This window comes from Kitasatospora sp. NPDC006697 (assembly GCF_042869935.1).
In the GTDB taxonomy this organism is placed as follows: domain Bacteria; phylum Actinomycetota; class Actinomycetes; order Streptomycetales; family Streptomycetaceae; genus Kitasatospora.
The window spans coordinates 91,679-102,491 of sequence record NZ_JBIAGU010000036.1 but is presented as its reverse complement, the minus strand read 5'-3'; the positions used below and the strand labels follow the sequence as shown (position 1 = coordinate 102,491).

Genomic DNA, 10,813 nt, shown 5'->3' with positions numbered 1-10,813 from the left:
GGGATGTCAACATATCTGGCGTTGACTTTTGGCACGCTGTTGAGTTCTCAAGGAACGGACACTTCCTTCGATCCCGCTCTCGCGTTCTCTCCGGGTGCTTCGTTCTTTCGTAGCTCCACCGTATCAGACGAGCTTCACCGGTTTTTAACCCGACATTCACTCAGCCGTATCGCTGGATTCACAACCGCCTCGCGGCGACCTGAGCAACCATAGCCGGTCGGCGCCGGTCCGCCTAATCGAGCATGGTGCGCCTGCTGGCACCCCGGAGCCAGCACCGTGCCACCTGGCGCGCCGGGGGCACTCGTCGGGCTCACCCGGATGCCGTAGAGTGCGGCGCGTCAACCAAGAGGACTAGACCACTCAGAATGGACTAGACCAATCACGGCACGCGGTGCCTGGTGGGCGCGGGCTCCGGAAGCGGGTCCGCGAGGAGCGGCCGGCATCGGCCGGGGACTCCAGCCGATCGGGCGCGCGGGGCGTTCTGTATCGGTATGTCCGAAGTTGGCATGATTTACGCTTCAGTCGGTACATCCCCCGCCGCCGCGCGCGGCCGCACGCTGTACTCCGCACCTGGGAGGCTCCACCATGACCACAGTGACGTCGCCGCTCTCCGGCCGCGCCATCGGACTCGCCAACGTGCCCGACCCGGTCTTCGCCGGCGCCATGGTCGGTCCGGGGACCGCCATCGACCCGGTCCGCGAGCCCACCACCGCGGTCGCGCCGGTCGACGGGCTGGTCGTCTCCATGCACCCGCACGCCTTCGTGGTGATGGACGCCGACGGCCACGGCGTGCTCACCCACCTCGGCATCGACACCGTGCAGCTGAACGGCGAGGGCTTCGAGCTGCTGGTCAGCAAGGGCGACCAGGTCCAGCGCGGCCAGCCGGTGATCAAGTGGAACCCGGCGGCCGTGGAGGCCGCGGGCAAGTCGCCGATCTCCCCGATCGTGGCGCTGGAGGCGTCGGCCGAGGCGCTGAGCGCGGTTGCCGAGGCCGGCGACGTGGCCAGCGGCGGCGACCTCTTCACCTGGAACTGAGCAGAACCGACCAGCCGGACCGAGTGATTGACCGGACAACGCCCCGCCCACCGTGTTTCGGTTGGGCGGGGCTGCTCTGCCGGGTCGAGAGGATTTGAAGGACATGGAGAAGACGCTGCGCGGTGTCGGTGTCAGCCACGGGGTCGCGATCGGCCCGGTGCGCCACATGGGCACCGCCGTGCTGGAGCCCACCGCCGACCGCATTCCCGACGGGACGGCCGAGCACGAGCAGGCCCGGGCCCAGCAGGCGGTGGACGCGGTCGCCGCGGACCTGATCGCCCGCGGCAACCTGGCCGGCGGCGAGGCCCAGGCGGTGCTGGAGGCCCAGGCGCTGATGGCGCAGGACCCGGAGCTGATGGCCGACGTGGCCCGCCGGATCACCGCCGGCAGCAGCGCCGAGCGCGGTGTCTACGATGCCTTCGCCGCCTACCGGGAGCTGCTGGCCGCGGCCGGCGAGTACCTGGCCGGCCGGGTGGCCGACCTGGATGACGTGCGCAACCGGATCGTCGCCCGCCTGATGGGCGTGCCGATGCCGGGCGTGCCGGACAGCGACGAGCCGTACGTGCTGCTCGCCCGGGACCTGGCGCCGGCCGACACCGCGCTGCTCGACCCGACCCTGGTGCTCGGCTTCGTCACCGAGGAGGGCGGCCCGACCAGCCACTCGGCGATCCTGGCCCGGGCGATGGGCGTGCCGGCGATCGTGGCGCTGCCGGGCGCGACCGGACTGGCCGAGGGCACCGTGGTGGCGGTGGACGGCAGCAGCGGCGAGCTGCTGCTGGAGCCGGGCGCCGAGCGCCAGGCGGAGCTGCGCCGCGCGGCGGCGGAGCGGAAGGCGGCGCTGGCCGCCTCCTCCGGTCCGGGCCGCACCGCGGACGGGCACGCGGTGCCGCTGCTGGCCAACGTCGGCGGACCGGCGGACGTGCCGGCGGCCGTCGAGGCGGGTGCCGAGGGCGTGGGCCTGTTCCGCACCGAGTTCCTCTTCCTGGACGACTCCCAGAAGGCGCCCACCGAGGACGCCCAGGTGACCGCCTACCGCCAGGTGCTGGAGGCGTTCCCGCAGGGCCGGGTGGTGGTGCGGGTGCTGGACGCCGGCGCCGACAAGCCGCTGGACTTCCTGACCCCGGCCGACGAGCCGAACCCGGCGCTGGGCGTGCGCGGCCTGCGCACCCTGCTCGAGCACCCGGAGGTGCTGGAGACCCAGCTGCGGGCGCTGGCCCGGGCGGCCGAGGGCCTGCCGGTGCAGCTCGAGGTGATGGCGCCGATGGTGGCGGACCGGGCGGACGCCGGTGCCTTCGCCGCGGCCTGCCGCGCGGTGGGCCTGGCCGCCAAGTTCGGCGCGATGGTGGAGATCCCGTCGGCCGCGCTGCGGGCCCGGTCGATCCTCCAGGAGGTCGAGTTCCTGTCGCTGGGGACCAACGACCTGGCCCAGTACACCTTCGCCGCCGACCGCCAGGTCGGTGCGCTGGCCCGGCTGCAGGATCCGTGGCAGCCGGCCCTGCTGGACCTGGTGGCCGCGGCCGCCGATGCCGCCAAGGCGGCGGGCAAGAGCTGCGGGGTGTGCGGCGAGGCGGCCTCCGACCCGCTGCTGGCCTGCGTGCTGACCGGTCTGGGCGTGACCAGCCTGTCGATGGGCTCCGCCTCCATCCCCTATGTGCGCGCCACGCTGGCAAAGTACAGCCTGGCCCAGTGCGTGAGCGCCGCCGGGGCGGCGCGGGCGGCGGACAGTGCCGAGGAGGCGCGGGCGGCCGCGCAGCAGGTGCTGTCGGGCGAGTGAGGACGGCTGGGAGACGGAGCGGGCCCCCGCCGCGGCGGGGGCCCGCTCCGTCTCTCGTTCTCAGCCGCGCCGTTCGCGCCCCAGCTGCTCGAAGAAGCGCAGGTGGTCGAGGTTGTCGACGGAGCCCGGGTTGACCGCCTTCTCCAGCGGGGTGCCGGCCAGCAGGCGCTTGACCGGGACCTCGATGCGCTTGCCGGTGAGGGTGTGCGGCAGGCCGTCGACGGCGATCACCTCGTCGGGGACGTGGCGCGGGGAGAGCTGGTCGCGCAGGGAGCTGCGGATCCGGCCGCGCAGGCCGTCGTCGAGGGCGGCGCCGGGGGCGAGGACCACGAAGAGCGGCATCCAGTAGCCGCCGTTCTCCTCCTCCAGGCCGATCACCAGCGATTCGGCGATCTCCGGGAGGCGTTCGACCACCTCGTAGATGTCGGCGGAGCCCATCCGGACGCCCTGGCGGTTGAGGGTGGAGTCGGAGCGGCCGTGGATCACCACGGTGCCGCGGGAGGTGACGGTGATCCAGTCGCCGTGCCGCCAGGTGCCGGGGTAGGTGTCGAAGTAGCTGTCCCGGTAGCGGGTGCCGTCGGGGTCGTTCCAGAAGCCGGTGGGCATGGAGGGCAGCGGCTTGGTGACGACGAGTTCGCCGACCTCGTCGGTGTGCGGCTTGCCGGCCACGTCCCAGGACTCGACGGCGGCGCCCAGGCAGGGGGCCTGGATCTCGCCGAGGTAGACCGGCAGGGTGGGCACGCCGCCGACGAAGCAGCTGCAGACGTCGGTGCCGCCGCTGACCGAGGCGAGCCAGACGTCCGGCTTGACCTCGTCGTAGATCCACCGGAAGCCGTCGGGCGGCAGCGGGGAGCCGGTGGTGCCGATGCAGCGCACGGCGGAGAGGTCCAGGTCGCGGCCGGGGTGCAGCTCGGCCTTGCGGCTGGCGATCACGTAGGCGGCGGAGGTGCCGAGCACGGTGGCCCGGGTGCGGGCGGCGACCTCCCAGAAGGCGCCGGTGGTGGGGTGCCCGGGGCTGCCGTCGTAGGTGACCATGGTGGCGCCGACCAGCAGGCCGGCGACCAGGAAGTTCCACATCATCCAGCCGGTGGAGGTGTACCAGAGGAACCGGTCGCCGGGGCCGAGGTCGAGGTGGAGCGCGGCCTGCTTGAGGTGTTCGACCAGGATGCCGCCCTGGCTCTGCACGATGGCCTTGGGCAGTCCGGTGGTGCCGGAGGAGTAGAGCACCCAGAGCGGCTGCTCGAAGGGCACCTGGGCGTACTCGGGCGCGGGGTCGCCGGCGGTGGCCGCGGCCCAGTCGAGCGCGCCCTCGGGGGCAGCGGTGCCGAGCAGCGGCACGTGCACCAGGGTGCGCACCGAGGGCAGTTCGCGGCGCAGCTCGGCGACGACGGCGGTGCGGTCGTGGTCCTTGCCGCCGTAGTGGTAGCCGTCGACGGCGATCAGGGCGGCGGGTTCGAGCTGCTGGAACCGGTCGAGCACGCTGCGGGCGCCGAAGTCGGGGGCGCAGGAGGTCCAGACGGCACCGATCGAGGCGGTGGCGAGCAGGGCGACCACGGCCTGCGGGATGTTCGGCAGGTAGCCGGCGACCCGGTCGCCGGGGCCGATGCCGCTGGCGCGCAGGGTGGCGGCGAGGGCGGCGGTCCGGCGGGTCAGTTCGGCCCAGCTGACGGCGAGGGGTTCGGCGAGCTTCTCGTCCAGGTGCAGGATGGCCGGCTGGTCGGCGTGCGCCGGGTCGTTGCCGTGGCGCAGGGCGTGCTCGGCGTAGTTGAGGCGGGCGCCGGGGAACCAGTGGGCGCCGGGCATGGCCGGGTCGGGCAGCACGGCGGTGGGCGGGGTCGAGAACCGGACGTCGAAGTACTCGGTGACGGCGGTCCAGAACCGGTCCGGGTCCTCGGTGGACCAGGCGTGCAGCTCGGCGTAGCGGCTCTCCGCGGTGGCGTCGTCGGGGGCCGGGGCGAGCGGGGCGGCCGGGGCACCGTGGGTGGTGGCGGCCCACTGCTGGAAGGCGACCAGGCGGGTGCCGGCGGCCCGGGCGGGCTCGGGGCGCCAGAGCGGCTGGGTGGGGTGGGTGCCGTTGGGTGGGGTGCTCACGGTGTGGTCTCCCGGCCGGAGGGGTCGCGGGAGGATCGCTTGTGGCGGCGCCCGCGACGCTGCGTGCTGACGTGCAGACCCTGCCATGTGACCTGCTGCCGCGCCAAGGGGGTCCCTGGCGGGGCGGTGCTGGATAGCCTTGGCGCATGGCGAATCATGCGCGGGTGGAGCGGGAGCGGCTGGCGGACCTGCTGGAGGCGGTGGGACCGGACGCGCCGACGCTCTGCGACGGCTGGCGGACCCGTGATCTGGCGGCGCACCTGGTGCTGCGGGAGGCCCGGCCGGACGCGGCGGCGGGGATCGTGCTGCCGTTCCTGGCGGCCCGGACGGCGCGGGTGCAGCGGGAGTTCGCGGCGCTGCCGTACCCGGAGCTGGTGCGCCGGTTCCGGTCGGGGCCGCCGCGGCTGTCGGCGTTCGCGCTGCCGGGGGCGGACGAGGCGGGGAACCTGGTCGAGTACTTCGTGCACGCGGAGGACGTCCGGCGGGCGGGTGAGGCCGGCTGGGAGCCGGAGCCGCTGGGGCCCGGGCTGGGCGAGCTGCTGTGGCGGCGGCTGCGGGTGCCGGTGCGGATGGAACTGGGGCGGCGCACGCCGGTGCGGCTGGTGCTGGAGCTGCCGGACGGGCGGAACCTGGTGGCGGGGCAGAAGCTGCCGGGCTCGGTCCGGGTGCTGGGCGAGCCGGGTGAGCTGCTGCTGTTCGCGTTCGGGCGCGGGGCGCGGGCCCGGGTGGAGCTGTCCGGGCCCGCGGACGAGCTGGCGCTGCTGCGCGGGCGGGTCGGGGTGCCCGACTGACCGTCAGCCGAGGTGGCGGCGGTACTCGCCGGCGAACCAGGCGGCGGAGACCTTGGTGTGGAAGGGGAAGGCGAGCTCCTGCGGGGCGTCGATCAGCTGCCAGCCCTCGGTCTCCTCGGTGGGGACGGAGGGCGGCAGGTCGGCCAGGTCCTGGGCGGGCAGCAGGGCGAAGAGGCAGATGAAGCCGCCGCGGCTGTCGCTGGCGGTCTCCACCAGGGTGACCTGCTCGGGGTCGGCGAGGATGCCGGTCTCCTCGCGCAGTTCGCGGACGGCGGCCTGCTGCCAGCTCTCGCCGTAGTCGACGTAGCCGCCGGGGAGGGCGAGCTCGCCGTAGCCGGGTTCGATGGTGCGGCGGATGACCACCAGGCTCTGGCCGCCGTCGGGGCGGTTGACCGGCAGCAGGGCGACGGTGACCGGCAGCGGGTTGCGGTAGCTGATCTCGCCGCAGCCCGGGCAGGTGCGCGGCCAGCCGTGGGTGTCGGCGCTGTAGGCGGTGCCGCACCAGTGGCAGTGCCGGCCCGGTCCGGAGGCGGCGGGTCGGGTGGCCTGTTCGATGGTCATGGGGTGGATGGTAGTAGCGGAGGGAGGCCGGGTGAGTCGGATCGGCGGGGATTTCGCGGCGGCGCTGGCGGCCGGGCCGCTGGTGCTGGACGGCGGGCTGTCCAACCAGCTGGCCGCGGCGGGGCACCGGCTGTCGGGCGGGCTGTGGACGGCGCGGCTGCTGGCGGAGGATCCGGGGGCGCTGGTGGCGGCGCACCGGGCGTACGTGGCGGCGGGTGCGCAGGTGGTCACCACGGCGAGCTACCAGGCGAGTGTCGAGGGGTTCGAGCGCTGCGGGGTGGGGCGGGCGGCGGCGGAGCGGCTGCTGGCGTCGAGCGTGGGCCTGGCCCGGGAGGCGGGGGCGCGCTGGGTGGCGGCCTCGGTGGGGCCGTACGGCGCGGTGCTGGCGGACGGGTCGGAGTACCGGGGGCGGTACGGGCTGTCGGTGGCGGAGCTGGAGCGGTTCCACCGGCCGCGGTTGGAGCTGCTGGCGGCGGCCGGGCCGGACGTGCTGGCGCTGGAGACGGTGCCGGACGCGGTGGAGGCCGAGGCGCTGGTGCGGGCGGTGCGGGGGCTGGGGGTGCCGGCCTGGCTGTCGTTCACGGTGGCGAACGGGCGGACCCGGGCGGGGCAGCCGCTGGCGGAGGCGTTCGCGGTGGCGGCGGGGGTGCCGGAGCTGGTGGCGGTGGGGGTGAACTGCTGCGCGCCCGGGGAGGTGGGCGGGGCGGTGCGGACGGCGGTGGCGGTGACGGGGCTGCCGGCGGTGGCGTACCCGAACAGCGGTGAGCGCTGGGTGGACGGCGGCTGGCGGGGTGCGGCGGCGGGGCCGGCCGGGTTCGCCGCGGACTGGGTGGCGGCGGGGGCGCGGCTGGTGGGCGGCTGCTGCCAGGTGGGTCCGGCGGAGATCGGGGAGTTGGCGGCGGTGCTGGCCACCGGCGGGTAGCGGCCGGTGGAACGGGTCAGAACGGGTGGGCGACGTGCACGTGCGCGGGTCTGCCTGGCAGACTCAGGGCGAAACCCCGCAGTCGGCATGACCACGAACCGTGCGACATTGTCGAACTGCATGCCAGTTCGTCAGTGGAGGTCCCCATGCCCGGCCCGATCCAGTCGCTCTCCCGGGCCGCCGCGATCCTGCGCCTGCTGGCCGGCGGCGAGCGCCGGCTCGGCCTCTCCGAGGTGGCCACCTCGCTGGACCTGGCCAAGGGCACCGCGCACGGCATCCTGCGCACCCTGCAGCTGGAGGGCTTCGTCGAGCAGGACCCGGAGAGCGGCAAGTACCAGCTGGGCGCGGAGCTGCTGCGGCTGGGCCAGAGCTACCTGGACGTGCACGAGCTGCGGGCCCGGGCGCTGGTCTGGGCCGACGACCTGGCCCGGGCGGCCGGCGAGACGGTCTACCTCGGGGTGCTGCACCAGCACGGGGTGCTGATCGTGCACCACGTCTTCCGGCCCGACGACACCCGGCAGGTGCTGGAGGTGGGCTCGATGCAGCCGCTGCACTCCACCGCGCTGGGCAAGGTGCTGCTGGCCTACGACCCGGTGGCCCGGGGCCAGCTGGGCGAGGGCCCGCTGGAGGCGTTCACCCCGCGCACGCTGACCTCGCTGGAGGACGTGGACGCCGAGTGCGCGCTGATCCGCGAGCGGGGCTGGGCGGACGCGATCGAGGAGACCTGGGAGGGCGTGGCCTCGATCGGCGGGCTGATCCAGGACCGGCGGCGCAACCCGGTGGGCGCGGTCTGCGTGAGCGGCGCGGTGGAGCGGGTCTGCGAGGACGGCTTCGTGCGGCCGCAGCTGGTCGCCTCGGTGCGCGACGCGGCCCGGGCGATCTCCCGTGACCTGGGCGCCAACCGGTTCTGACCGGTCCCGGACAAAACGCCGAACGGCGGACAGCGGCCGCTGTCCGCCGTTCGGCGTTTTGTCCAATATTTCAGCCGTTTGACTGTTAACCTCGCCAACCATCCCGCTCAGCAGTGCCGCCGCCCCGCAAGGGGAGGGTCACAGGGAGGTCACCGGCCTTGACGTGGGCACCTGCGGGGGTGAAAACTCCCGCATAGCGGACGACAATGTCGAACGGTGGTTGAAGGAACGGTCCTCCCTGGCCCTTCCTCCGCTCACCGGTCGCCCTCGCCGCCGCAGGGACGCCTCCCCGGGACGGGAACGAACGCCTGCACCACCACCGGCCGCTGTCCCCCAACGGGCCGGTCCTCCCCCACCAGCCTCCTGCCACGGGCACCACAGCCAGGCAACGGCCATACGGACAAAGGAGTCTTTGTGTCCGCCCTCTCCAACGGCGACGTCTTCGTCGGCGAAACACTCGGCACCGCCGCACTGATACTCCTCGGCGGCGGCGTCTGCGCCGCCGTCACGCTGAAGAAGTCCAAGGCCCAGAACGCCGGATGGCTCGCCATCACGTTCGGCTGGGGCTTCGCGGTGATGGTCGCCGTCTACATGACGGCCGCCAAGTCGGGCGCCCACCTGAACCCGGCCGTCACCCTGGCCCTCGCCGTCAAGACCGGCGTCTGGAACCAGGTCCCGCTCTACATCGGCTCCCAGCTGCTCGGCGCGATGATCGGCGCCGCGCTGGTCTGGGTGACCTACCTCGGCCAGTTCCAGGCCAACGAGGATCCCACCCTCGGCATCTTCTCGACCGGCCCCGAGATCCGGAACCCGGTCCAGAACCTGCTCACCGAGATCATCGGCACCGTCGTGCTCTGCCTGGCGGTCCTCACCCAGGGCCTGAACGGCAACGGCAACGGCCTGGGCACCCTCGGCGCCCTGATCACCGCGTTCACCGTGGTGGCCATCGGCCTCTCGCTCGGCGGCCCGACCGGCTACGCGATCAACCCGGCCCGCGACCTCGGCCCGCGCATCGTGCACTCGCTGCTGCCGATCCCGAACAAGGGCGGCTCGGACTGGAGCTACGCCTGGATCCCGGTCGCCGGCCCGGTCATCGGCGGCCTGGTCTCCGGCCTGCTCTACAAGGGCCTCTTCTAGTCCGGCCCGTCCACGCCTCCTTCCCCTCCCCCACCTCAGAGCCGAGGATCACCGCATGACCACCAACGCAGCCGTCACCGCGAACTACATCGCCGCGATCGACCAGGGCACCACCTCCAGCCGCTGCATCATCTTCGGCGCCGACGGCCGGATCGTCGCGGTCGACCAGCAGGAGCACCGGCAGATCTTCCCCCAGCCCGGCTACGTCGAGCACGACGCCACCGAGATCTGGACCCGGGTCCAGTCCGTGGTCCGCGGCGCGCTGGAGAAGGCCGGCCTGACCAAGGACGACATCCGCGCGATCGGCATCACCAACCAGCGCGAGACCACCGTGCTGTGGGACAAGAACACCGGCGAGCCGGTGTACAACGCGCTGGTCTGGCAGGACACCCGCACCGAGGCGCTCTGCCGCGAGCTGGGCCGCAACGTCGGCCAGGACCGCTTCCGCCGCGAGACCGGCCTGCCGCTGGCCAGCTACTTCGCCGGCCCGAAGATCCGCTGGCTGCTGGACAACGTCGAGGGCCTGCGCGAGCGCGCCGAGGCCGGCGACATCCTCTTCGGCACCATGGACACCTGGGTCATCTGGAACCTGACCGGCGGCGTCAACGGCGGCAAGCACATCACCGACGTCACCAACGCCTCGCGCACCATGCTGATGAACCTCTCGACCCTGGCCTGGGACGAGAAGATCGCCGACTCGATGGGCGTGCCGCTGAGCGTGCTGCCCGAGATCCGCTCCTCCGCCGAGGTCTACGGCACCGCGGTCGGCGACCTGGAGGGCGTGCCGGTCGCCTCCGCGCTCGGCGACCAGCAGGCCGCGCTCTTCGGCCAGACCTGCTTCGACGAGGGCGAGGCCAAGTCCACCTACGGCACCGGCACCTTCCTGCTGCTGAACACCGGCGAGAAGATCGTCAACTCCTACCACGGCCTGCTGACCACGGTCGGCTACCGGATCGGCGACCAGAAGCCGGTCTACGCCCTGGAGGGCTCGATCGCCGTCACCGGCTCGCTGGTGCAGTGGCTGCGCGACCAGCTCGGCATCATCTCCACCGCCGCCGAGATCGAGACCCTGGCCTCCACCGTCGAGGACAACGGCGGCGCCTACTTCGTGCCGGCCTTCTCCGGCCTGTTCGCCCCGTACTGGCGCTCCGACGCCCGCGGCGTGATCGCCGGCCTGACCCGGTACGTGACCAAGGGCCACCTGGCCCGCGCCGTGCTGGAGGCCACCGCCTGGCAGACCCGCGAGGTGGTGGACGCGATGCAGAAGGACTCGGGCGTCGAGCTCACCGCGCTCAAGGTGGACGGCGGCATGACCTCGAACAACCTGCTGATGCAGAACATCGCGGACGTGCTGGACGCCCCGGTCGAGCGGCCCTACGTGGCCGAGACCACCGCGCTCGGCGCGGCCTACGCCGCAGGTCTGGCGGTCGGCTTCTGGCCGGACCTGGAGACCCTGCGGGCCAACTGGCACCGCGCCGCCGAGTGGACCCCGCGGATGGACGCGACCACCCGGGAGCGGGAGTACAAGAAGTGGCTCAAGGCGGTGGAGCGCACCATGGGGTGGGTGGAGGAGGACCAGGAGAGCTGACGC

9 protein-coding genes are annotated in these 10,813 nt (G+C 73.4%); 7 read left to right on the top strand and 2 right to left on the bottom strand.

From position 1 onward, the window contains the following. The first annotated feature begins 585 nt into the window (after positions 1 to 585). Positions 586 to 1,035, top strand: coding sequence for a PTS glucose transporter subunit IIA (locus ACFYNO_RS35290; RefSeq protein WP_388021629.1), 450 nt, complete (start codon positions 586 to 588; stop codon positions 1,033 to 1,035). A 103-nt stretch (positions 1,036 to 1,138) separates the two neighbouring features. Then, positions 1,139 to 2,809, top strand: coding sequence for a phosphoenolpyruvate--protein phosphotransferase (gene ptsP / locus ACFYNO_RS35285; RefSeq protein ID WP_388021628.1), 1,671 nt, complete (start codon positions 1,139 to 1,141; stop codon positions 2,807 to 2,809). A 60-nt stretch (positions 2,810 to 2,869) separates the two neighbouring features. Here ptsP and ACFYNO_RS35280 read toward each other — a convergent pair whose 3' ends face one another. Next, positions 2,870 to 4,900: an acetoacetate--CoA ligase gene (locus ACFYNO_RS35280; RefSeq protein WP_388021627.1), complete on the bottom strand. Its 2,031-nt coding sequence runs from the start codon at positions 4,898 to 4,900 to the stop codon at positions 2,870 to 2,872. Between the two features lie 146 nt (positions 4,901 to 5,046). Between ACFYNO_RS35280 and ACFYNO_RS35275 the strand changes: the two genes are divergently transcribed. Further along, positions 5,047 to 5,691, top strand: a complete 645-nt coding sequence (locus ACFYNO_RS35275; RefSeq protein WP_388021626.1) for a TIGR03085 family metal-binding protein — start codon at positions 5,047 to 5,049, stop codon at positions 5,689 to 5,691. A gap of 3 nt (positions 5,692 to 5,694) precedes the next feature. Here the strand turns inward: ACFYNO_RS35275 and ACFYNO_RS35270 are convergent, their stop codons facing one another. Continuing rightward, positions 5,695 to 6,252 (bottom strand): NUDIX domain-containing protein, encoded by a 558-nt coding sequence (locus ACFYNO_RS35270; protein ID WP_388021625.1) that lies wholly within the window; start codon positions 6,250 to 6,252, stop codon positions 5,695 to 5,697. A 40-nt stretch (positions 6,253 to 6,292) separates the two neighbouring features. Here ACFYNO_RS35270 and mmuM point away from each other — a divergent pair, with 40 nt between their 5' ends. The 4 genes from mmuM to glpK all read left to right on the top strand — a co-directional run bounded on the left by mmuM (position 6,293) and on the right by glpK (position 10,810). Continuing rightward, positions 6,293 to 7,174, top strand: a complete 882-nt coding sequence (gene mmuM / locus ACFYNO_RS35265; protein ID WP_388021635.1) for a homocysteine S-methyltransferase — start codon at positions 6,293 to 6,295, stop codon at positions 7,172 to 7,174. 146 nt (positions 7,175 to 7,320) lie between these two features. After that, the gene (locus ACFYNO_RS35260; RefSeq protein ID WP_388021624.1) at positions 7,321 to 8,085 is read left to right on the top strand and encodes an IclR family transcriptional regulator; all 765 of its coding nucleotides are present in this window, start codon (positions 7,321 to 7,323) and stop codon (positions 8,083 to 8,085) included. 216 nt (positions 8,086 to 8,301) lie between these two features. Further along, the gene (locus ACFYNO_RS35255; protein ID WP_388021623.1) at positions 8,302 to 9,222 is read left to right on the top strand and encodes an MIP/aquaporin family protein; all 921 of its coding nucleotides are present in this window, start codon (positions 8,302 to 8,304) and stop codon (positions 9,220 to 9,222) included. Positions 9,223 to 9,277: 55 nt separating this feature from the next. Then, on the top strand, positions 9,278 to 10,810 hold the full coding sequence (gene glpK, locus ACFYNO_RS35250) for a glycerol kinase GlpK (protein WP_388021622.1): 1,533 nt from the start codon (positions 9,278 to 9,280) through the stop codon (positions 10,808 to 10,810). Positions 10,811 to 10,813 lie beyond the last annotated feature (3 nt).

What these genes read in the sequence shown, in the direction of transcription:
- ACFYNO_RS35290 (WP_388021629.1), top strand. Translation starts at nt 586, where the DNA reads ATGACCACAGTGACGTCGCCGCTCTCCGGCCGCGCCATCGGACTCGCC.
- ptsP (WP_388021628.1), top strand. Translation starts at nt 1,139, where the DNA reads ATGGAGAAGACGCTGCGCGGTGTCGGTGTCAGCCACGGGGTCGCGATC.
- ACFYNO_RS35275 (WP_388021626.1), top strand. Translation starts at nt 5,047, where the DNA reads ATGGCGAATCATGCGCGGGTGGAGCGGGAGCGGCTGGCGGACCTGCTG.
- ACFYNO_RS35270 (WP_388021625.1), bottom strand. Translation starts at nt 6,252, where the DNA reads ATGACCATCGAACAGGCCACCCGACCCGCCGCCTCCGGACCGGGCCGG.
- ACFYNO_RS35260 (WP_388021624.1), top strand. Translation starts at nt 7,321, where the DNA reads ATGCCCGGCCCGATCCAGTCGCTCTCCCGGGCCGCCGCGATCCTGCGC.
- glpK (WP_388021622.1), top strand. Translation starts at nt 9,278, where the DNA reads ATGACCACCAACGCAGCCGTCACCGCGAACTACATCGCCGCGATCGAC.